This is a genomic window from Allobacillus saliphilus (assembly GCF_018138385.1).
Lineage (GTDB): Bacteria > Bacillota > Bacilli > Bacillales > Alkalibacillaceae > Allobacillus > Allobacillus saliphilus.
Map to the genome: position 1 here is coordinate 1 of NZ_JAGSIE010000030.1, position 23,181 is coordinate 23,181.

Sequence of the window (23,181 nt, forward strand, 5' to 3'; positions counted from 1 at the left end):
GACTACGGGGATAGCCTGATTATTTCCGCTCAATAGAGTGGATGACCCAGGAATCTCCCTCCTCAAAACGCGCTAGCGTTTAGGTGGGAGTAGTTCAATTTGCATTAATACGTTCTAACTGGTGTGATCAATTGTAAGATGGATTCCTCTTCATTCTGTGGACGAAGGATAAATGGTCGCATCGCTCCTGTAAAGGCAATCTCAATCTCCTCAGAGTCAATTGCTCGGAGTGCATCGATCATATACTTCGCATTAAAAGATATTTTTAAATCTTCACCTTCAATACTCATCGTCTCAACTTTCTCTTCAGCTGTTCCGATTTCTGGTGAATGACTAGTAATTTGCAGCTGATTTGGCATTGTCGCCAATTTCACGATATTGTTTCGATTATCTTGTGCCAATAAGCTCGCACGGTCAATTGTTTGCATCAATTCACGTGATTTTATAGAAACCGTCGTTTTGCTTTGTTCCGGAATCAAACGAGACGTTTCTGGATAATTTCCATCCAAAAGACGAGAGAGGAAGTTAACATTCGCTGTCTTGAATAGAATTTGATTGTCTGAAACACTGACATACACTTTTTCTTGATGATCATCCAAAATCTTATTCAGTTCAGAAAGACTCTTTCCAGGAACAACAATGTTTCTGAATGAAATATTTTCGGCATCACCGTTCAGATTAATTTTACGTGAAGCTAAACGATGACTGTCTGTAGCAACTAATTCAAACACACTGTTTTCTAAGATGAAATGAACACCTGTAAGAATCGGACGTGTTTCTTGAGTAGATACTGCAAAGTTCGTTTGGCGAATCAAGTTTTTAAATACATCCGCTTGAATCTCAAACTGGTTGTCTGTCGTCAATAATGCAGGTTGTGGATATTCTTCTGCATCTTGTCCATTTAATTTAAATTCTGCTGCGCCAGAACGGATCGTAACGTTCAATTCATCATCGGATTCGATTTCCACTTGGTCACCTGGTAATTTACGAACAATTTCTGATACGAACTTCGCTTGCAAAATAACAGTACCAGGTTGGACATCATGAATGTTAATCATTCCGTCCTCTTCACGGGGAATAGTAGATTCAATTGTAATATCTGAATCACTACCGGTTAATTTTACATAGTCTTGTTGAGCCTCTAATTTAATACCCGACAAAATTGCAATTGTAGGTCTGGAAGAGATGGCTTTCATTACGTGTTGGATACTGTTCATAAGTTGGTTGCGTTCAATGATTAATTTCATAGGAACCTCCTGAGAATGATTTGTCATATTTATTTGTTTTAAGAATAAAACAGTAATCATAGTAATAGGGCCTGTGGATTTGTGGATAAGTCAGCGAATACGTTGAAAGTGCCAGTTATCCACATGTGCATAAAGTGTAAACAACTGTGCAGAGATATTCACACTGTTCACAAGTCAATTTATGCTTCAGACTTTATGATTTCTGTTAATTCATCAATCTCTTTTTGTAATTGAATATCATCGGCTAACATTTTCGCTATTTTTTCATGGGCATGAATGACGGTCGTATGATCTCGTCCCCCAAACTCTTCACCTATTTTCGGCAATGAGAAATCAGTCATCTCCCTGGATAAATACATAGCAATCTGACGTGGGAAAGCTACTGATTTTGTTCGTTTTTTAGCAGCGAAATCTTCAATCGGTACATTGAATCGGCTACCGATGATCTGCTGAATTCCCTTGATCGTAATTTTTCTTGGACGGGAACTTGGAATAATGTCTTTCAGTGCATTCGCAGCCAACGAAGCATCGATATCTTCATTTACAAGAGAAGAATAAGCGACGACACGTATTAACGCACCTTCCAATTCTCTGATGTTTGTATCGATTTGGTTAGCTATGTAAAGCATTACTTCGTTCGGAATCTCTAATCCATCTGCCTTGGCTTTCTTTCGTAAAATTGCAATCCTTGTCTCTAAATCAGGTGGAGTAATATCTGTAATTAGTCCCCATTCAAAACGTGAGCGAAGTCGATCTTCTAATGTCGGTATCTCTTTTGGAGGTCGATCGCTGGAAATGATAATTTGTTTATTTTCCTCATGTAACGCATTAAACGTATGGAAAAATTCTTCTTGCGTTTGTTCTTTTCCTGCCAAGAACTGAATATCATCAATTAATAATATATCTACACTTCGATATTTGTTTCGAAAATCAATTGTTTTGTTGTCCCGAATGGAATTGATGAATTCATTCGTGAATTTTTCGCTGGAAAGATAGACGACCTTTGCATCCGGGTTATGTTCTCTTACATAGTGACCAATCGCATGCATTAAGTGTGTTTTACCTAATCCAACACCACCATATATGAACAAAGGGTTGTAAGCCTTCGCCGGCGCCTCTGCAACGGCAAGAGAAGCCGCATGGGCGAATCGGTTGCCTGACCCGATCACAAAGGTTTCAAAGGTATATTTGGAATTCAACATTGTTCGATCATTCATTTCTCTTGTTTGGTTTTTCGGGAATTTTTTCATTGGTTGTTTACTATAATCATCCATACTGTTTCGATTTGGAATAACGAATTTAGGTTCTAAATGAGAGCCTGATACTTGTTTAAACGATTCGGAGATCAAGCCAGCATAACTGCTTTCTAGCCAATCTCTTGCAAATTCATTAGGAGCAGCGATGACGAGTTTATCGCCCTCAACAGATTTTGCCTCAGTCGATTTAAGCCACGTATCAAAACTAGGTTTACTCACTTTATTTTCAATTTCAGTTAATGTTTCCTTCCATAATGCCTGTAAATTATCCAAAATTAAGCATCCTTTCATCAATCGGTGGTTCATTTGCCTGTGGATGAATTATTCATTTAACAACGTGGGAAAATGACATCTATCGACAAAATCCACAGCCTTGTAGATATCTTTTCTAACAAGCTGTGGTTAACTATCCACATATTATTCACACACTGTGGAAAACTCACTTATTCACATTCACTTATTCACAATTTAAACAATATAATCATATCAAACTTACCTTGTTATTTCAATGTAATTTCAACTTATCCACATAGTCCTAGTTACTGTGCAAAAACATTGTCCACAACTGTAGAATTTGTGGGTAATTTGTCGAATCAGGGTGTGAATAAAAAATAGACTTAGTATGATATTCAACGCACATGTGGATAACTTTTTGAGAGAGGGATAAACAGCAATTGTGGATAAAAAAATGAGGGTTAAAATTGTTAATGGAATTTAGTTGGTTGAAAAAATCGATACTTTTAAAAATATGGCTACTGATCGAATAAAAAAATATCCTTATTCATTGCTTATCGATGGATATCCGATTAAAATAAAGAGTGAATCTCTTTGAAGAACGAAATGTGGATAAAATAGATGGTCGAATATTAATAAGGATCATCTGTTTTACTATTGACATATAGGGGACAAATTTTATATACTAATTTGGACTGTTTTTAAATGGTATAGGTTTGATTTCCTTTTAGGAGGTGTAGATAAATGAAAAGAACATATCAACCAAAAAAGAGAAAGCATAGCAAGGTGCACGGATTCCGAGCTAGAATGAAAACGAAAAACGGACGTAAGGTTCTAGCACGCCGTCGTAAAAAAGGAAGAAAAGTACTTTCTGCTTAGACCACTGGAAGATCCACTCAGTGGTCTTTTTTCTAGCAGATAATATGTATATAAATATAATTGGATTTGAAGCAACGAGATGAACGGAACCGTTTATTCGAACATCGAGAGAGATTGGATGATCCTTTTGAAGAAAAAATATCGTGTCAAAAAAAATGAGGAGTTTCAACAAATTTTTAAACAAGGTGAATCGTTCGCCAACAAACAGCTTGTCATTTACTATGTGATGAAAAAGGATCAGCAACATTTCCGTGTAGGGATTTCTGTAGGGAAAAAACTAGGGAATGCTGTTATGCGTAACCAAATTAAGCGATATATACGCGAAAGTTTACGACAGTTGGAGCCACATATTCAACCGGATGTTGATATTATAATCATTGCCAGAAAACCGGCGACATCGATGAATGTTGAAGAGTTCAAGAACAGCTTAAAGCATCTTTTAAAACGAACAGGCTTATATTGTCAATAAATATTTCACTTTTTTATGGTAAACCTCTTATATATGATGGTAGAATAAATAAAGAATTTCCGTGTTAGCAATGTTAGGAGGAAAACAGGTGTATAAACGATTGTTCGTAGTTGTGACATTAGTCGCAATTGCTTTATTCCTAAGTGGTTGTACACAGATTAATGAACCAATTACCGAAAACAGCGAAGGGTTTTGGAACTCGTTTTTTGTTTATCCATTATCTTTCTTGATTACTTACATAGCTGAGGATATTTTTAATCATGGCTTTGGTTTGGCAATTATTATTGTAACGCTTTTATTGCGTACATTAATTTTGCCATTAAATATCAAACAGTTGAAATCTTCTCAAGCGATGCAAATGATCCAGCCAGAGTTACAAGCATTAAGAGAGAAATACTCTTCAAAAGATCAGCAAACACAACAGAAATTACAGCAAGAAACGATGGCTTTATTCCAGCGTCATGGGGTTAACCCACTCGCAGGGTGTCTACCAATTATTGTTCAGATGCCGATTTTAATTGCCTTCTATCATGCGATTGTACGTACAGAGGCAATTGAAAATTATACGTTCTTATGGTTTTCACTCGGTGAACCAAGTGTTATCATGGCAGCCATTACATTTACAACAACATTTATTCAGCAAAAATTAATGATGGCAGGCTCACCAGCTGCAGCTAACCCACAAATGCAAGTCATGTTATACTTGATGCCAGTGATGATTGGTGCGTTCGCATTGTTCTTCCCAGCTGCTTTAGCACTATACTGGGTAGTAGGTAACCTCTTTATGATTGCTCAAACATTGTTAATTCGTCGTCCGATGATGAAACAATATGAAAAAGACAATGGAGGATCTAAAAAGTGAGAGAAATAACTGCTAGTGGTCGTACGATTGAAGAAGCAAAAGAGAATGCCCTTAGTCAACTTGATTTAGATGAAAGTCAAGTGAGAGTCGATATAATCGATGAAGGAAAAAAAGGACTACTCGGTGTCTTTGGCTCTAAGCGTGCTTATGTAAAAGTAACTGAGATGAAAAGCGCCGTGGAAGAGGGTAAACAATTTTTAGTCGATATCGCCAAGGATATGAATGTTTCTATTGATGTTCAAGTGAAAGAAGATCAAAACGGAGTCGTATTTGACCTCGTTGGCGAAAAAATAGGGTTGATAATCGGTAAGCGTGGACAAACGATTAATGCGTTGCAATATTTAACTCATCTCGTTGTTAATAAAAACAAAGATGAATATGTAACCGTCGTCGTTGATGCAGAAGATTATCGTGCTCGAAGAAAAGAGACACTTGAAAATTTAGCGAATAAGCTTGCAAATAAAGCATTGAAGTTAAATAAAGAAGTTCGATTGGAGCCAATGCCTTCTTTTGAACGAAAAATCATTCATACAGCATTGCAAGACCACAGCAAAGTTTCTACTTACTCAGATGGAAGAGATCCAAATCGATACGTTGTCATCAAGCCTGAATGAGACAGGCAAGAAATAAAATATAGTTAAATGACCGATGTAAGGCTTAATCGCTTTATGTCGGTATTTTTTTGAAGTGACTGAAACCCGCCAATTACATGCATCCTACCAATAAGAGGCAAGCTGTATATCTTTCTTTTTATCCCTATTTATGTTATTGTTTTTAGTTGAGAATTTGCTCATAGAAAGGAGTGAGGTTCATGGAGCAAGATACAATTACAGCGATTTCAACACCGATTGGCGAAGGTGCCATTGCGATTGTCCGAATTAGTGGAGACGAATCATTTGCCATCGCCAATCGAATTTTTTCAACGAAAGATTTGACGGAAGTAGATTCTCATACGATTCATTATGGGAGTTTGATCGACCCAAAAACAGATGAGAAGGTAGAAGAAGTGATGGTTTCAGTAATGAAAGCTCCTCGAACCTTTACTCGTGAAGATATAATCGAAATTAACTGTCATGGTGGTATGATATCCGTTAACCGTGTGCTTCAGTTAATTTTAAGAGAAGGCGCACGATTGGCCGAACCTGGAGAGTTCACGAAACGTGCCTTCTTGAATGGTCGGATTGATTTATCCCAAGCAGAAGCTGTCATGGATTTAATCCGTTCCAAAACAGATAAAGCGATGTCACAAGCATTGAACCAAATGGATGGTCGATTATCTAACTTAATTCGTTCTTTGCGACAGCAGTTGATCGAAACGGTTGCTCACGTCGAAGTGAATATTGACTATCCGGAATATGATGATGTGGAAGAAATGACACATCAGATGCTTGTTGAGCGGGCAACAGCCGTGAAAGAAGAGATTCAGCGGTTGTTGATGACGGCCAAGCAAGGGAAAATCTTACGAGAAGGTATTGCGACGGCGATTATCGGTAAACCAAACGTCGGTAAGTCGTCTTTATTAAATATATTGGCTCAAGAAAATAAAGCAATTGTTACCGATATTCCTGGAACGACCCGTGATGTCGTTGAGGAATATGTGAATGTGCGTGGTGTTCCACTCCGCCTAATCGATACAGCAGGAATTCGGGAAACCGAAGATATAGTGGAACGAATCGGTGTTGAGCGCTCTCGAAAAGCTCTTCAAGATGCTGATTTAATTCTTCTCGTCTTAAATGGGAACGAACCATTTACAAAAGAAGATGCAGCACTTTTTGAAGCAGCAAAAGAACATGATATTATTGCTGTTATCAATAAGACGGATCTGGAACAACGGATCGATTTAGATGAAGTGAGAGCAGTCGCAGGAGACGTGCCGATTATTTCAACCTCTTTGGTGGAGGAAAAAGGAATCGATCAACTTGAAACGGCAATTGCAGAAACCTTTTTCGAAGGGGAATTAGATTCTGGTGACTTGACGTATGTATCTAATGTACGTCACATCCAGTTGCTTGAGCAATCAGAACAAGCATTAGACGAAGCACTTCAAGCGGTGGAAGACGGTATACCGCTTGATTTAGTTCAAATAGATATTACACGAACGTGGGAGCTACTCGGCGAAATCATTGGTGATAACGTTCATGAATCACTCATCGATCAGTTATTCTCCCAATTCTGTTTAGGAAAATAAAAAAAGGAGGTCTTTATGTATGTATGATGCAGGACATTATGACGTCATTGTCATCGGTGCCGGCCATGCGGGTGTCGAAGCAGGTTTAGCTTCAGCAAGAAGAGGCGCGAAAACGTTGATGCTGACGCTCAACCTCGACTTAATCGCATTTATGCCGTGTAACCCATCACTCGGTGGTCCCGCTAAAGGTGTCGTCGTACGGGAAATTGACGCGCTTGGTGGTGCGATGGCAAAAGTGATTGATAAAACGCATATTCAAATGCGTTTATTAAATACAAGCAAAGGACCTGCTGTTCGCGCTTTACGTGCACAAGCAGATAAAGTTCTTTACCAACAAGAAATGAAGCACGTTATTGAAAATCAAGAGAATTTAACGTTAAGACAAGGTATGGTTGACCGCTTATTGATTGAAAACGATCAAGTAAAAGGTGTCGTTACAGAAACGAAAGCTTGTTACTACGCAGATCAGGTCATCGTTACGACAGGAACATTTATGCGAGGCAAAGTATTAATCGGAGATATTGAATATGAAAGTGGTCCGAATAACCAACGTCCGACGATTAAACTATCAAAACAATTGGAAGAACTTGGTATAGAACTCGTTCGTTTTAAAACAGGTACACCACCACGAGTAAATAGCCATACGATTGATTACTCGCAAACAGAAATCCAGCCAGGAGATGAAGAGCCACGTGCCTTCTCCTACGAAACGACAGAATTCATCACTGACCAGATTCCGTGTTGGTTAACGTATACAGGGGAAGTGACCCATGAAATCATCATGGATAACTTATCCAAATCAGCAATGTATTCAGGAGCTGAAAGAGGAACAGGGCCACGTTATTGTCCTTCTGTAGAAGACAAAATCGTTCGTTTCTCTGACAAACCACGCCACCAAATCTTTTTGGAACCTGAAGGGCGAAATACGGAAGAAGTGTATGTTCAAGGATTATCAACTTCACTTCCTGAAGACATTCAAAAGAAATTGCTAGAAACAATTCCAGGCCTAGAAAAAGCAGAAATGATGCGTGCTGGATATGCGATCGAATACGATGCTGTCGTTCCAACTCAATTATGGCCAACATTAGAACTGAAAACGATTAATGGATTATTTACAGCTGGCCAAATTAACGGGACATCCGGGTATGAAGAAGCAGCAGCTCAAGGTGTAATGGCAGGAATTAACGCTGCTGGGAAGGCTTTGAATAAAGAGTCGTTAATATTAGATCGCTCTCAAGCATATATCGGTGTGCTAATTGATGATTTAGTAACAAAAGGTACCGATGAACCATACCGTTTGTTGACTTCAAGAGCAGAATATCGTCTATTATTGCGTCATGATAACGCTGATCTACGTTTAATCGACGTTGCATATGAATATGGATTAATTTCTGATGAACGCTATGAACGTTTCACTCATAAAAAACAACAAATTCAAGATGAAATTAAACGTCTTGAAAAAATAATCATTAAACCAGATGATGACATTCAAAAAGTGATTGAAGAACAAAATGGTACCCCGCTAAAAGAAGCAGTTCGAGCAACAGATCTATTGCGTCGCCCTGAAATGAAATATGAACATTTAAAGCCATTTGTTTCACGTGAAACAGAACTACCACCTGAGGTAGAAGAACAAGTTGAAATTCATGTGAAATATGAAGGGTATATTAAGAAATCCAATCAACAAGTTGAAAAAATGAGAAAGATGGACAACAAATATATCCCTGAGCACATTGACTATGATCAAATTTCCGGTATAGCTTCAGAAGCTAAAGAGAAATTAAAACAAGTCCGACCATTGTCAGTTGGGCAAGCATCACGGATTTCAGGAGTTAATCCATCTGATATATCAATTTTGCTCGTCTATATTGAACAAGGCGTTCGTTCAAAAGTATCCAATGAATAGAGGGTTAAGCAATGGATGAAACGTTATTTCAAGCAAACTTAATTGAACATGGCATAGAACTGAGTGAGCATCAGCTCGCTCAGTTCAAGTTGTATTATGAGCTATTGGTCGAATGGAATGAAAAAATGAATTTGACGGCAATTACGGACCAAGAAGAAGTTTATTTAAAGCACTTCTTTGATTCATTGACTGCTTCTTTCCATTATGATTTTTCACAACCATTAACTGTTTGTGATGTGGGTGCAGGAGCTGGGTTTCCTTCGATTCCTTTAAAGATTGTATACCCCCATTTACAAATGACCATCGTTGATTCACTCAAAAAACGCGTCTCTTTCTTAAATCACTTAGCGGACAAGTTAAACCTTACGGAAATTGCATTCTATCACGATCGTGCTGAGAACTTCGGTAAAAACAAGAAGTTCAGAGAGAGCTTCGATGTCGTCGTATCCCGTGCAGTTGCGAGAAGTTCTGTCTTAAGTGAATTATGCCTCCCGTTAGTGAAGGTTGGAGGCGACTTAATCATGATGAAAGGCGCTAACTTCCATGAAGAGAAGAAGACCAGTGAAGCGGCTGTGCAAGTCCTTGGAGGCGAATGGCGTGATATTCACGAGTTTCTATTGCCAATTGAAAATAGCGAGAGAAACATCGCTGTTATTCATAAAAACCGTAAGACGCCAAGAAAATATCCACGGAAAGCTGGACTTCCAAATAAGGAACCAATCGAATGAGTCATAATTAAACCTTCTCCATCTAAGCAAGATGTGGTAAGATAGCAGTAGAGAAAGTTTCCGCTGTTTCACGTGAAACATTGAACGGTTTATAACTGAAACTAACTACAAGATCGTTACACAATTTTTTATGATGTTGTCAAAAGCTCGTCGTTTGACGAGTTTTATTTACATAACAGAGTTCGTATTCTTGATAAGGAAGGTGCCATAAGAATGGGTACAATAAGTAAGTTGTTCGGTAAAAATGCTTCCAATTCCGACAAGGATGTCTCGTCAGAAGTAAGTAATGAAGTTGTGCAAATTGAAGTGGATAAAATAAGCCCGAATCAATATCAGCCTCGTTCGATTTTTGATGAAGAAAAAATTAATGAACTCGCACAAACGATTCATACACATGGAATGATTCAACCAATCGTTATCCGGAAAATTGAAGAGGAAGATCGATATGAATTAATTGCCGGTGAAAGAAGATGGCGAGCAGTTCAATCGCTCGAGTGGGAAACGATTCCAGCAATCGTCAAAAATATGACGGATACAGAAACAGCATCCGTTGCATTAATCGAGAACCTTCAACGAGAAGAGCTAACAGTTATTGAAGAAGCGATTGCCTATGAACAGCTGCTGTCCCAACACGGATTGACACAAGAAGCGTTAGCACAACGTTTAGGTAAAAGTCAGTCAACGATTGCAAATAAGCTGCGACTGTTAAAGCTTCCTAGCGTTGTTCAACAAGCTATATTGAATAAAGAGATTACAGAAAGACATGCAAGAGCGTTAATTTCATTGAAGGATGAAACACTTCAAGAAGAATTATTAGGCATCATTATCGAAAATCACCTCAATGTTAAACAAACGGAAGAACAAATCGATGCGCTTCTCCATCCAGAAGAATCACCCGAAGAAAAAACAAAGCGAAAACCGAAGATGAAAGGCGTCAGTAGAGACCTTCGAATAGCTTTAAATACAATTCGCCAATCATTGAGCATGGTCTCTGAATCAGGATTAAACGTAGAATCAGAAGAAACTGAAGAAGACGATCACTATAAAATTACGATTAAAATCCCGAAAAACAAATAAATATATTACTGAAACACCTTTAAAGCCTATCATTCGCATCATGAATAGGCTTTTTTTTCTTTTCTTTTTTTAAAATGGTTCTATGAAACTACATATTTAACTAACATAACCTGTTCGTTCATGATAAAATATAATTTATAGCTATCAAATTGGTAAAGTAAATTGAGAAAGATGTAGGCAGGTGACATAGATGGGTAAAGTAATTGCCATTGCAAACCAGAAAGGTGGCGTTGGCAAAACAACAACAGCAGTGAATTTGAGTGCTTGTTTAGCTGATATGGGAAATAAAGTCCTTTTAATTGATATCGATCCACAAGGAAATGCCACAAGTGGAATCGGAATTAATAAAGGTGAAACGAATACATGTATTTACGACGTATTAATTGAAGAAGAAAATATCAATCATGCACTCATGCCTTCGAATATTCCTAATCTTGATGCGATACCAGCGACAATTCAATTAGCTGGTTCTGAAATAGAATTGGTTCCTACCATCTCTAGAGAATTAAGATTGCGAAGAGCGTTAGAAGACACACGTGACAACTATGATTACGTTATTATCGATTGTCCACCATCTCTTGGTTTATTAACGTTAAATGCTTTAACAGCATCAGACAGCGTTCTTATACCAGTCCAGTGCGAATATTATGCACTGGAAGGTTTAAGTCAATTGTTGAATACGATTCGACTTGTTCAAAAAAGATTGAATCACAATCTAGCAATCGAAGGTGTATTACTTACAATGCTAGATGCAAGAACGAATCTTGGTATTCAAGTTATTGAAGAAGTTAAAAAGTATTTCCAAGATAAAGTATTTCAATCAATTATTCCTAGAAACGTTCGCTTAGGCGAAGCACCGAGTCATGGGGAGCCGATTATTAAATATGACCCCCGTTCAAAAGGTGCTGAAGTATATAGTGATTTAGCGAAGGAAGTGATGGAAAATGGCCAGAGGGTTGGGTAAAGGTGTGAATGCTTTATTTCAAGATGTCAATTTCGATGAAGAAACGGTACGAGAAGTAGCGATTAATGAAATTCGGGCAAACCCTTATCAACCACGTAAGGTTTTCGAAGCAGATGCCATTGAAGAATTGAAGGACTCGATCCTTCAATTTGGAGTCTTGCAGCCCATCATCGTTCGTCAATCAATAAAAGGATACGAAATCGTTGTAGGAGAGCGTAGATTTCGAGCATCTAAAGAGGCCGGTCTTGAGACCATACCAGCCGTCATCCGTGATTTAGACGACCAAGAGATGATGGAATTGGCGCTTCTTGAGAACTTGCAGAGGGAAGATCTTAATCCGATGGAAGAAGCCGAAGCTTATGATCGGTTGATTAATGAGCTATCTTTGACGCACGATGAATTAGCGAAGCGTCTTGGTAAAAGTCGTCCACATATTGCCAATATGATTCGCTTGCTTTCTTTGCCGACAAAAGTAAGGGCAATGATTAACAGTAAAGAACTCACTATGGGCCATGGAAGAGCGTTATTAGCATTAAAAAAAGAAGAAGAAATTTTGATGATTGCTGATAAAATTCGAAAAGAAGGCCTGAATGTAAGGCAAGTAGAGCAATTAATTACTCGCTTAAATGAAAATAATCAAAAGACAAAAAAGAAAACAGCTAAAAAAGATATATTCATTGCATCGAAGGAAACCGAACTTAGAGATCTATTCGGTACTTCCGTTACTATTCAACAAGGTAAAAGAAAAGGTAAAATTGAAATCGAGTATTTCAGCAAAGAAGATCTTGAAAGAATACTTGATTTAATGAGCCAAGGAAAATAAAACGAACCATTGATAAAAGAATCAATATGAAAGAAATGTCTAACCGGATGATATGGTCAATGTTCATTTCATCCGAATAGGACATTTCTTTTTCTATTGTTTCACGTGAAACAAAAGGGAGTAGGTGGTTGAAATAGAGCTAGCAGGGGTTATCGTTAATGGATTTGGAATCGCTCTAGGAACATTGTTTGGTCTGTTTTTTAATAAGATCAATGAAAGAATTAAAGAAACGATTATGGCAGGCATCGGTCTGACGGTAATTGTTTTAGGATTTTCGATGGGTTTAGAATCAGACAGGACAATCGTCATTCTCCTCAGTTTGTTATTTGGTGCATTGATTGGAGAAGGAATTGATCTTGATGAAAAACTGAATAGAATTGGAGCCCATCTGGAAGTGCGTTTTAAAAAAGAAGGCAAAGAGTCCAATATTGCTGAGGGATTCGTGACAGCATCATTAATCTTTTGTGTAGGAGCTTTGGCGGTTATTGGGCCCCTGGATAGTGGGATTCATGGAAACCACGAGATTCTTTATACGAAGTCAATTCTCGATGGTTTTACAGCACTTGTATTAACGACTACATTAGGCTTTGGAGTAATATTCTCTATCGTACCAGTAGTCCTTTACGAAGGTGTTATTGCATTATTTGCCACTCAAATCGATCAGTTTTTCCCAAAGTCATTTTTTAATCTATTCATTGAAGATATGACAGCGACGGGTGGATTATTAATTGTCGCTATTGGGTTGAACTTATTAAATGTTACACGTATTCGAGTTGCTAATTTACTTCCGAGCTTGGTAATTGTCGGGGTGGTATTGTTTATCTATTTACAGGTTCTACAATGGTTTTCTTAGTTAGTTAAAAAGAGTTGTCGCGGTCTTTCAAAGACTACGGACAACTCTTTTTTATTTATATCTAGTTTTATAGGTCAAAACCATCATCCGACCTGTAGAGCTTAATCTGCACAATTCACAGATAGTCTCGAATCTGCATACTGTATGGCCTTCGTAATGATCTGAGCCATGCTCATCACATCACTCAGACGCGTACATTGCAATACAGTGTATTCCAAGAATCCACCGACATTTACATAGCCTTTAATATAAAGGTCCCCGATCGAAGAGATTTTCTTTTTCATCGCTGCTCCTGGTTGGAGGGACCCAAGTCCGATATCCATCGTCTTGACCTTTCTAATAGAGCCTAACGCAGCATCGACAGCAATGATATAAGGGTTTTCGAAAGTATCCTCTACTTTTTGTATCGTTTCTGGAAGATTCTTTGCATGTACGGGTTCATCCAATGTTCCGAATACATGAATATTTTTAATGAGTGATTCTTTTAAAAACGTACCAACGAGAGGGCCGAGGCTATCACCCGTCGAACGATCTGTTCCTATACATAGTAGAATGATTGGTTGATCCGTCGGTAAATGATTCGATAAAAACCTCGATAATTTTAGACTAACGAATGAATCATTCATATGGTAAGTAGATTTTTTCAATATCATTGATTTAGACATAGTTTTTACTCCTTGTACATATTTCTATTAGTATACGGATTTTACGATTCATTTATACCTTGGAGGCCGACTATGATTAATGGATTCAAATGGATTGGACTAATAATTGCAACGATGGTAGGTGCAGGCTATGCATCAGGCAGAGAGATTTGGGAATTTTTCGGACTAGGGAGTAGTTTGGCTATTGTATTGTTTACCATTATGTTCATCGTTAGCTGTCAGGTGATCTTAGAAGTTAGCTATCTCAAAAAGTCTGAACATTATAAGCCGGTGTTGGAACAATTCTTAGGTGTTAAGTCTGCAAAAGTGTATGATTATTTAGTGATGGTTTATTTGTTCACAACACTCTTTGTCATGATTGCCGGCAGTGGGGCTACAGTAACAATTTTTGAATGGTCTAATGTCGTTGGTATTTTATTAATGGTTACTTTATTGCTAGTTATTATTCCAAGGGGAATGGACGGTGTACTATCCATTAATCGATTTTTATTACCGTTATTAATTATCGGGTTGTTTCTCGTATTAATGATTTTTGTTTTTCAAGAACGCGTTTCCTTCTTATACGGCATTAGTGACCAATCAAATTGGGTACAAGCTATTCCATTTACGTCACTCAATGTGTTGCCATTAATTGCTGTATTAAGTGCAGTAGGAAAGGAAATCAAAACTAAAAAAGAGATATACGTTGCGAGTATCGGTAGTGGATTAATATTAGGGACGATATCAATGGTTTATAATATGAGTCTGATCTCAGTCGCCGAACAACTTTATTTTTATGAAATTCCGTTGTTCGCCATTTTGAATGGTTATCCGTTTGAAATGTTTCTCCTCATGGCTGTGTTATTATGGTTTGCGATTTATACAACTGCTTTGACGAGCTTGTTCGGAATCATAGCGCGACTTCAGGAATTATTTAAACAACACTCAACAGGTAAGATCGGTCTATGTGTCTTATTAATTGCACTACCATTTTCATTTTTCTCTTTTTCCAATCTAGTTAGTTATTTATATCCTCTTTACGGTGTACTGAACTTATACGTATTAGGTGCTATTTTATTATTTCCGATTGTTAAACGAGCAACAACCTATAAAATTTGATAAAATAAACAGTAGATTGTGCACGTTGAGTGCTTATCAGTTTCCCACAATGGTCACAACGTAAACATTTGGCAATGGACATAGAAAGGAAGATACTCAGATGGCAGATAAGGAATTTGGGTTAAATGATGTCGTCGAAATGAAAAAACAACATCCATGCGGGACGAATGAATGGAAAATTGTCCGTATGGGTATGGATATCCGCATTAAGTGTCAGGGATGCGGTCATAGTGTTATGATTCCAAGAAAACAGTTTGAAAAGAAATTGAAAAAAGTACTCGTCAAAGCAGAGGAATAATTGTTTCACGTGAAACAAAATTAAATTATCTTAAATGAAATGTCTTTTTTGAACGGAATATATGCCAAACAAGGGCTTGATTGCTCTTGTTTTTTTATTTTCTGTTACTTGTGTTTTTACCTTTGAATCACTATAATTGTTATGACTAATCTTGAACGTAGGATTCGGTAGTAGATCAATTGAAGGAGTGGACGTTACATGTCTTTAACAGCAGGAATTGTCGGCTTGCCGAACGTCGGTAAATCGACATTATTTAATGCCATTACACAAGCAGGAGCTTTATCAGCAAACTATCCATTTGCAACCATCGATCCGAACGTAGGAATTGTGGAGGTTCCAGACGATCGTTTGAATAAATTGACTGAGTTGGTAAAACCGAAAAAAACAATACCAACAGCCTTTGAATTTACAGATATTGCAGGAATTGTTAAAGGTGCGAGTAAAGGAGAAGGGCTAGGTAACCAGTTTTTGTCCCATATTCGGCAAGTGGATGCTATTTGTCAGGTCGTTCGTTGCTTTGACGACGATAATGTCACGCACGTATCTGGAAAAGTCGATCCGATTGAAGACATCGAGACGATCAATTTGGAATTGATCCTTGCTGACTTGGAAACAGTCATGAAGCGCTACGACAAAGTGGAAAAGATGGCAAAGCAAAAAGATAAAGAATCAATGTACGAATTTGAAGTACTAAAGAAATTGCGAGAAGCATTTGAAAATGAAACACCAGCTAGAGCGGTTGAATTTACGAAAGAACAACAAAAGTATGTAAAACAACTTCATTTACTGACAGTGAAACCGACGCTATATGTAGCAAACGTTGGGGAAGACGAGCTGTTGGATATTGAAGGAAATGAGCATGTCCAACGTGTAAAGGAGTTTGCAGCGGCTGAAGATGCAGAAGTGATTGTCATTTGTGCTAAAGTCGAAGCAGAGATCGCTGAGCTAGAAGGCGAAGAAAAAACAGAGTTTTTACAAGAACTAGGTATTGAGGAATCAGGATTAGATCAATTAATCAAAGCTTCTTATAATATGTTAGGTTTAGCAACATACTTTACAGCGGGAGAGCAAGAAGTTCGTGCGTGGACATTCCGTACGGGGATGACAGCTCCAGAAGCGGCTGGAATTATCCATACGGATTTCCAAAGAGGTTTTATCCGTGCTGAGATTGTTTCTTACGAAGATTTGGCTGATGCTGGGTCCATGGCTGTTGCAAAAGAACGAGGTCAAGTACGTCTGGAAGGTAAAGAATATATCGTCCAAGATGGTGACGTCATCCATTTCCGTTTTAATGTGTAAATCCAATGATTTTTGGTTGTTTCGATGAGATTTGTTTGGTATAATACGTTGATGTGAGTAATTAATCTAATCAAATTACTCCTTGCTCTATTCATGATGCAATAGAGCCGCTAAGTCCAAAAGGAGGTGCAGACGGATGAATAAATATGAAATCATGTACATCATCCGCCCAGATCTAGAAGAGGAAGCACGTAAAGAAGTAGTCGAATACTTCAGCAAAGTGCTTACTGACAATGGCGCGGAGCTTGAAAACGTTGACGAAATGGGTATGAAACGTTTAGCTTATGAAATCAACGACTACCGTGAAGGTTACTATGTCTTGTTGAATTTCCAAGCTGAACCAGAAGCTATTAACGAATTTGATCGTTTAGCGAAGTTCTCAGACAACATTATTCGTCATATGGCTATTCGTGAAGATGACCAATAAGGAGTGTTGTATGTGTTGAATCGAGTCGTATTAGTAGGAAGACTAACACGGGACCCAGACTTGCGTTATACCCCAAACGGTGTAGCGGTAGCAAACTTCAATATTGCCGTAAATAGACCATTTTCGAATCAGCAAGGAGAGCGTGAAGCGGACTTTGTAAACTGTGTCGCTTGGCGTAGACAAGCTGAAAACCTAGCGAACTACATGAAAAAAGGTAGTATGATTGGTGTCGATGGTCGAATTCAAACGAGAAATTTTGAAGGACAAGACGGGAAACGTGTATATATAACAGAAGTTATGGCTGAGAGTATTCAATTCCTTGAAACAAAAGGAAATTCTGGCCAAAGTGGGCAAGGTTCAACCATGGCAAACTCATCGAATAACAATCAAAATTTCCAGAGACAGACTCAAGAACAGTCTGCTCCGAAAAGTAATAATCCATTTGAAGGAGACGGCGAACCAGTCGATCTTTCGGATGACGATTTACCATTTTAATGAGGAGGGATTTGCATGGCACGTCGTGGACGTAAGCGTAGAAAAGTGTGTTATTTCAAAGCAAACGGAATTACACACATCGACTATAAAGATGTTGACTTGCTAAGACGTTTCGTTTCTGAGCGTGGTAAAATTTTACCTCGTCGTGTAACGGGAACATCTGCAAAATATCAACGTAAATTGACTAAAGCAATTAAGCGCGCTAGACAAATGGCATTACTACCATTCGTTTCTGGTGAATAATAAAGAAGCGACTTATCTATCGAAAAGGGTAAGTCGCTTTTTTCACTTTATGGAAACGAAAAAAACTGTTTTTGGTCCATCGCAAGTACTTATTCAGATAACATGCATAAATACATACATAAGCTATTATATACTTACGAAGAATGCGAATAATCCAATTCATTTAGTTACCAAGTATGAAGTCTTTCAATGATATAGATTCCCTGCTAAAATAATGAGAGTAGGTGTTTGTCATTCTTGGTGATCACGAATATCGCCAAGCGTTAATAAAAGAGGTGTAAGATCGTTTATGAATCAATCAAATATAGTCAAAGATGGGGCCATTAATGGCCTTGTATTTTTATTACTTATGCTAATCACGATTTTCTTCCCTATCATAAATTTTATTACCGTATTCTTATTGCCAGTACCGTTCGTCTTAATGACGAGAAAATATGGTTGGAAGGCAGGAGCGATCCTATTCGTGATTGTAGGTATCATTAGTGCATTCCTGCTAACCTATATTTCCGTTCCACTTGTTCTTTTGGTGGCGATCGGAGGTATTGCCATTGGAGCTTCCATAAGAGCAGAAAGCAGCCCATATGAAACATGGGCGGCAGGAGCAGCTGGCTTTGCAGTAGGTTTTGGATTGTTGTTTTTAGTAACACAGTTTGTGTTCCAAGTTAATTGGATGGATGCTATTAACCAAGGGATTGAAGATTCTTTCTCAACCTCTGAGGAATTCATTCAGACAATGCAAATCAACTTTGATGAAGAAACGTTGGAACTGGCAAGGGAACAAGCAAAAAGTCTTGTGAGTCTCATTCCAACTTTTATGATGATTATCTCAATCGTAATGGCTTTACTTGCACAATGGGTGAGTTATCGTTGGATCAATCGGAAAGAAGATACATCGTACCGATTTCCGAAGTTCCGCTATTTAACCTTTCCAACATCATTGATTTGGTATTACTTAGTTGCCATTGTTTTGACCTGGATGAACACCGATCCGAGTGACACGCTCTATTTAGCCGGTGTGAATTTATACGCCATGATTGGTCTGTTATTAGTCGTTCAAGGAATTTCGTTTATTGTTTTTTACGTCCATCATAAAAAATGGCCAAAGTTCATTCCTTTTGCTATTGTTGCTGGTTTAGTGTTATTTCCTTTTTTACTCCTGTATCCTTTACGGATTTTAGGTATAATTGACTTAGGTTTCCAATTACGTAGTCGTTTATCGAATCAAGGGGACCAATAATAAAACTGATGTCAGTCCATTAGGAGATGACGTTATTATGAAAGATATAAAGAAACTGATTATCAATAAATATATTTGGTTTTTATACGTCGTAGCTACGGCGTTAGCCATTGTGACCATTTTTTATGAGTGGTTTATTGGAATTGCGTTAACAGCGGTTCTCATCATTATTATCATTCTATCTTTGCGTGCAGAAGACCGGTTAAGAAGGCGAACGGAGCAATATGTCTCGACATTATCTTATCGAGTGAAAAAGGTCGGCGAAGAAGCTTTACTGGAAATGCCAGTGGGAATTATATTGTATAGCGAAGATCGGGAAATTGAATGGGCGAATCCATATTTAAATGACTTCATTGATAAGGATCAATCGATTATTGGGCAATCACTATCTCATGTTTCCGAAACACTTTTATCTATGGCAAACAGTGAGACGGATGAAGAGTGGGTAGCCATCCATGATCGGAAATTCCATTTAATCCATAAAAGAGATCACCGTTTGATTTATTTGTTCGACCGCACAGAACAAATTGAAATTGAGAAGAAACATCAGGATGAAGAGTCTGTCCTGGCGATTATTTACTTGGATAACTATGATGAATTGACACAAGCAATGGATGACACGTCGAAAAGTCAGCTGAATTCACAAGTGACATCCTTGTTGAATAATTGGTCAAAAGACCATGGCATCTTTTTAAAACGGACGTCTTCCGATCGTTTCCTTGCTGTCATGAACCAAGAAATTTTATCACAACTTGAAAAGACGAAATTTGAAGTTTTGGATGAGGTACGTGAATTGATTTCCGATCAAAATGTAAGCTTGACTTTAAGTATCGGAGTCGGAAAGAATGCAAACAGCTTACCTGAGCTCGGTACGCTCGCTCAATCGAGTTTAGACTTAGCTCTCGGGCGTGGTGGTGACCAAGTTGCGGTGAAAGATGAGTCTGGAAAAGTAAAATTCTTCGGGGGAAAAACGAACCCGATGGAAAAGCGTACACGTGTTCGTGCGCGAGTTATTTCCCACGCATTGCGTGAATTAGTGAAGGCCAGTGACCAAGTACTCGTTATGGGCCACCAAATGCCAGACATGGACTCCATAGGCTCATGTATTGGGATTTTAAAATTAGCACAACAAAATAATAAAAACGGTTATGTCGTGTTTGACCCAGACGGTAACAATACAGGTGTCAATCGATTGATAGACAGAATTAACAAAGACGAAGAACTCTCTCGTTGGTTCGTTACACCAGAGGATTCTTTGGAAATGCTAACGAAAGATACGCTCGTCATTGTCGTGGATACGCATAAACCATCCATGGTTATGGAAGAGAAACTGCTTAACCGGACAGATCATGTCGTAGTTATCGATCATCACCGCCGTGCACAAGAGTTTATCGAAGACCCAACATTGGTTTATATGGAACCATATGCGTCTTCTACGGCTGAATTGGTGACAGAGTTACTTCAATACCAAGACGGTCCGTTGAAATTCAATGTTCTAGAAGCTTCATCATTACTTTCTGGAATAATCGTCGATACGAAATCGTTTGCTCTGCGTACAGGTTCAAGAACGTTCGATGCAGCATCCTATTTACGTTCAAAAGGGGCAGACACTGTATTTGTTCAAGAGCTGTTGAAAGAAGATATTGATGTGTATATCAAACGGAGTGAATTGATTAAAAATGCTGAGATTTATAAGCAAGGAATCGCCATTTCTCGTGCTGAAGAAGGCGAACCATATAGTGCAGTAATTATTGCTCAAGCAGCAGACACCTTGCTGACGATGACAGATGTACGTGCAGCTTTTGTCGTGTCTGAGCGCTCTGATGGAAAAGTCGGAGTCAGCGCCCGGTCACTTGGTGAAGTGAATGTGCAAGTCATTATGGAGAGTATGAATGGTGGTGGTCACTTGACGAACGCGGCTACTCAATTGGAAGATACAACAATTGACCAAGTGGTTGAGCAATTACAAGGGATCATCGATGAATACTTAGGGGAGGATGAGAACGAATGAAAGTAATTTTTACAAAAGACGTTAAAGGTAAAGGAAAAAAAGGTGAAGTAAAAGACGTAGCAATCGGATATGCGAATAACTATTTATTGAAAAACAACCTAGCTGTTGAAGCGACACCAGGGAATCTGAAACAGCTTGAGGCGAAAAAAGAGAAACAGAAAGAGCAAGCACAACAAGAATTAGAAGATGCAAAGAAACTTAAAGAAACGGTTGAAAACCTTACTGTTGAACTATCAGCTAAATCTGGTGACGCTGGCCGCTTATTCGGATCGATTACGAGTAAGCAAATTGCTGAAGAATTGAAAAAGACACATCAAATCAAAGTAGATAAACGGAAGATTGAATTGGACGATCCAATTCGTTCGCTTGGTTATACGAATGTACCGGTGAAACTGCACCAAGATGTGACAGCAACACTTCGAGTGCATGTCGTTGAACAGTAATATGATCCAGGTGGAAAGGGGGGAACGAAGTGTCAGACATTACACAAGATCGAACATTGCCTCATAATATTGAAGCGGAACAAGCCGTACTAGGTGCGATTTTTCTTGTTCCAGATACAATTGTGACGGCAACTGAAATATTAGAGCCAGAGGACTTCTACCGTGTTAGTCATCAACGTATTTTTTCGATGATGATTCGTCTGACCGATAAAGGAGAACCCATCGATCTGGTAACCATCACAACAGAGCTAAACGATTTAAAAATGTTGGATGAAGTCGGCGGTGTATCGTATTTAACGGATATCGCTAATTCTGTTCCGACAGCTGCCAATATTGAATACTATGCTCGGATTGTTGAAGAGAAATCAACATTACGGAAAATTATTCATGCAGCAACCGATATCGTCACCAAAACGTACGATGAAGGTGATGAAGTAACCGATTTGCTTGATCACGCGGAGAAAACGATTCTCGATATTTCCCAAAATAAATCATCCGGACGTTTTCAAAACATCCAAGACGTATTAGTCGGAGTTTATGATAACATCGAACAGCTGCATAATATGGATGAAGAAGTGACCGGCATCGCTACTGGATTTCGCGATTTAGATTATATTACATCGGGTTTTCAGAAGAACGATCTGATCATTGTCGCTGCACGTCCTTCTGTAGGTAAGACGGCCTTCGCATTGAATATTGCGCAAAACGTTGCAGTGAACTCGGATGAAAACGTTGCGATCTTCAGTTTGGAGATGGGAGCTGACCAGCTTGTCATGCGTATGCTTTGTGCGGAGGGGAATATCGATGCCCAACGCTTACGTACGGGTAAGCTTCAAGAAGAAGACTGGAGAAAGCTAACGATGGCGATGGGTAGCTTGTCCAACGCAGGAATTTATATTGATGACACACCAGGTATTAAAGTAAACGAGATTCGCTCCAAATGTCGTCGTCTGAAACAAGAGAGTGGTCTTGGAATGGTTCTCATTGACTACTTGCAGTTGATCCAAGGAAGTGCGAATAGTCGGGAAAGCAGGCAACAAGAAGTTTCCGAAATCTCCCGTCAACTTAAAGCATTGGCCCGGGAATTGGAAGTGCCTGTCATCGCTCTGTCTCAGCTTTCTCGTGGAGTTGAACAGCGACAAGATAAGCGCCCGATTATGTCTGACATTCGTGAATCGGGAAGTATTGAGCAAGATGCGGATATCGTTGGTTTCTTATACAGAGACGATTATTATGATCAAGAATCAGAAAAAGAAAATATTATCGAAATCATTATCGCGAAGCAAAGAAATGGTCCTGTCGGAACCGTGGAGCTCGCATTCGTCAAAGAATATAATAAATTCGTCGATCTCGATCGCAGGTATTCTGAAGCGGAAATACCGCCCGCATAACTTTATGAACGAATATTGATGAACCGCCGGTTATACGGCGGTTTTTTTGATAGTATTATAATATGGTCAATAAATAGAATAATCCGAA

Annotated in this window: 24 protein-coding genes; 21 read left to right on the forward strand and 3 right to left on the reverse strand. The window is 38.6% G+C overall.

Annotation, left to right across the window (positions count from 1 at the left end; genetic code table 11):
* Positions 1-104: 104 nt before the first annotated feature.
* Together dnaN and dnaA are read right to left on the reverse strand one after the other, a co-directional pair.
* Complete coding sequence (gene dnaN / locus KC820_RS10040) at positions 105-1,247, reverse strand: DNA polymerase III subunit beta (protein ID WP_212370676.1); 1,143 nt, start codon at positions 1,245-1,247, stop codon at positions 105-107.
* A gap of 179 nt (positions 1,248-1,426) precedes the next feature.
* Complete coding sequence (dnaA, locus tag KC820_RS10045) at positions 1,427-2,776, reverse strand: chromosomal replication initiator protein DnaA (protein WP_212370678.1); 1,350 nt, start codon at positions 2,774-2,776, stop codon at positions 1,427-1,429.
* A 705-nt stretch (positions 2,777-3,481) separates the two neighbouring features.
* Between dnaA and rpmH the strand changes: the two genes are divergently transcribed.
* The 11 genes from rpmH to KC820_RS10100 all read left to right on the forward strand — a co-directional run bounded on the left by rpmH (position 3,482) and on the right by KC820_RS10100 (position 13,486).
* Positions 3,482-3,616, forward strand: a complete 135-nt coding sequence (rpmH, locus tag KC820_RS10050; RefSeq protein ID WP_144163239.1) for a 50S ribosomal protein L34 — start codon at positions 3,482-3,484, stop codon at positions 3,614-3,616.
* Between the two features lie 127 nt (positions 3,617-3,743).
* Positions 3,744-4,085, forward strand: a complete 342-nt coding sequence (gene rnpA / locus KC820_RS10055; RefSeq protein ID WP_212370760.1) for a ribonuclease P protein component — start codon at positions 3,744-3,746, stop codon at positions 4,083-4,085.
* Positions 4,086-4,173: 88 nt separating this feature from the next.
* Positions 4,174-4,947, forward strand: a complete 774-nt coding sequence (gene spoIIIJ / locus KC820_RS10060; protein WP_212370680.1) for a YidC family membrane integrase SpoIIIJ — start codon at positions 4,174-4,176, stop codon at positions 4,945-4,947.
* Positions 4,944-5,561 (forward strand): RNA-binding cell elongation regulator Jag/EloR, encoded by a 618-nt coding sequence (jag, locus tag KC820_RS10065; protein ID WP_212370682.1) that lies wholly within the window; start codon positions 4,944-4,946, stop codon positions 5,559-5,561. Before spoIIIJ ends, jag begins: the two co-directional genes overlap by 4 nt.
* A gap of 197 nt (positions 5,562-5,758) precedes the next feature.
* Positions 5,759-7,135 (forward strand): tRNA uridine-5-carboxymethylaminomethyl(34) synthesis GTPase MnmE, encoded by a 1,377-nt coding sequence (gene mnmE, locus KC820_RS10070; protein ID WP_212370684.1) that lies wholly within the window; start codon positions 5,759-5,761, stop codon positions 7,133-7,135.
* 19 nt (positions 7,136-7,154) lie between these two features.
* The gene (gene mnmG, locus KC820_RS10075) at positions 7,155-9,041 is read left to right on the forward strand and encodes a tRNA uridine-5-carboxymethylaminomethyl(34) synthesis enzyme MnmG (protein ID WP_212370686.1); all 1,887 of its coding nucleotides are present in this window, start codon (positions 7,155-7,157) and stop codon (positions 9,039-9,041) included.
* Positions 9,042-9,052: 11 nt separating this feature from the next.
* The gene (gene rsmG, locus KC820_RS10080) at positions 9,053-9,769 is read left to right on the forward strand and encodes a 16S rRNA (guanine(527)-N(7))-methyltransferase RsmG (RefSeq protein WP_212370688.1); all 717 of its coding nucleotides are present in this window, start codon (positions 9,053-9,055) and stop codon (positions 9,767-9,769) included.
* A 213-nt stretch (positions 9,770-9,982) separates the two neighbouring features.
* Positions 9,983-10,846, forward strand: coding sequence for a nucleoid occlusion protein (gene noc / locus KC820_RS10085; protein WP_212370690.1), 864 nt, complete (start codon positions 9,983-9,985; stop codon positions 10,844-10,846).
* A gap of 190 nt (positions 10,847-11,036) precedes the next feature.
* Positions 11,037-11,810 carry a ParA family protein gene (locus tag KC820_RS10090; protein WP_212370692.1) on the forward strand — a complete coding sequence of 258 codons (774 nt, stop codon included), beginning with the start codon at positions 11,037-11,039 and terminating at the stop codon, positions 11,808-11,810.
* Positions 11,791-12,633: a ParB/RepB/Spo0J family partition protein gene (locus tag KC820_RS10095; protein WP_212370694.1), complete on the forward strand. Its 843-nt coding sequence runs from the start codon at positions 11,791-11,793 to the stop codon at positions 12,631-12,633. Before KC820_RS10090 ends, KC820_RS10095 begins: the two co-directional genes overlap by 20 nt.
* Positions 12,634-12,766: 133 nt before the next feature.
* Positions 12,767-13,486, forward strand: a complete 720-nt coding sequence (locus KC820_RS10100; protein WP_212370762.1) for a DUF554 domain-containing protein — start codon at positions 12,767-12,769, stop codon at positions 13,484-13,486.
* Between the two features lie 101 nt (positions 13,487-13,587).
* On the opposite strand, the gene yyaC is transcribed toward KC820_RS10100, so the two are convergent.
* On the reverse strand, positions 13,588-14,151 hold the full coding sequence (gene yyaC / locus KC820_RS10105; protein ID WP_212370696.1) for a spore protease YyaC: 564 nt from the start codon (positions 14,149-14,151) through the stop codon (positions 13,588-13,590).
* A gap of 72 nt (positions 14,152-14,223) precedes the next feature.
* Between yyaC and KC820_RS10110 the strand changes: the two genes are divergently transcribed.
* From KC820_RS10110 to dnaB, 10 genes are all read left to right on the forward strand, one after another.
* Positions 14,224-15,249 carry a YkvI family membrane protein gene (locus tag KC820_RS10110; RefSeq protein ID WP_212370698.1) on the forward strand — a complete coding sequence of 342 codons (1,026 nt, stop codon included), beginning with the start codon at positions 14,224-14,226 and terminating at the stop codon, positions 15,247-15,249.
* A gap of 100 nt (positions 15,250-15,349) precedes the next feature.
* Complete coding sequence (locus KC820_RS10115; protein WP_144089095.1) at positions 15,350-15,547, forward strand: DUF951 domain-containing protein; 198 nt, start codon at positions 15,350-15,352, stop codon at positions 15,545-15,547.
* Positions 15,548-15,745: 198 nt separating this feature from the next.
* Positions 15,746-16,846, forward strand: coding sequence for a redox-regulated ATPase YchF (gene ychF, locus KC820_RS10120; protein WP_212370707.1), 1,101 nt, complete (start codon positions 15,746-15,748; stop codon positions 16,844-16,846).
* Between the two features lie 136 nt (positions 16,847-16,982).
* Positions 16,983-17,273, forward strand: coding sequence for a 30S ribosomal protein S6 (rpsF, locus tag KC820_RS10125; RefSeq protein WP_212370709.1), 291 nt, complete (start codon positions 16,983-16,985; stop codon positions 17,271-17,273).
* 12 nt (positions 17,274-17,285) lie between these two features.
* Positions 17,286-17,768: a single-stranded DNA-binding protein gene (ssb, locus tag KC820_RS10130; RefSeq protein ID WP_144089092.1), complete on the forward strand. Its 483-nt coding sequence runs from the start codon at positions 17,286-17,288 to the stop codon at positions 17,766-17,768.
* 15 nt (positions 17,769-17,783) lie between these two features.
* A complete protein-coding gene (rpsR, locus tag KC820_RS10135) occupies positions 17,784-18,011 on the forward strand; it encodes a 30S ribosomal protein S18 (RefSeq protein WP_236782619.1) in 228 nt (75 codons plus the stop codon).
* A 289-nt stretch (positions 18,012-18,300) separates the two neighbouring features.
* Positions 18,301-19,248 carry a YybS family protein gene (locus KC820_RS10140; protein WP_212370711.1) on the forward strand — a complete coding sequence of 316 codons (948 nt, stop codon included), beginning with the start codon at positions 18,301-18,303 and terminating at the stop codon, positions 19,246-19,248.
* Between the two features lie 37 nt (positions 19,249-19,285).
* A complete protein-coding gene (locus KC820_RS10145; RefSeq protein ID WP_212370713.1) occupies positions 19,286-21,259 on the forward strand; it encodes a DHH family phosphoesterase in 1,974 nt (657 codons plus the stop codon).
* Positions 21,256-21,702 carry a 50S ribosomal protein L9 gene (gene rplI, locus KC820_RS10150; protein WP_212370715.1) on the forward strand — a complete coding sequence of 149 codons (447 nt, stop codon included), beginning with the start codon at positions 21,256-21,258 and terminating at the stop codon, positions 21,700-21,702. Before KC820_RS10145 ends, rplI begins: the two co-directional genes overlap by 4 nt.
* Before the next feature lie 29 nt (positions 21,703-21,731).
* Positions 21,732-23,093: a replicative DNA helicase gene (dnaB, locus tag KC820_RS10155; protein ID WP_212370717.1), complete on the forward strand. Its 1,362-nt coding sequence runs from the start codon at positions 21,732-21,734 to the stop codon at positions 23,091-23,093.
* The last annotated feature ends 88 nt before the right edge of the window (positions 23,094-23,181 follow it).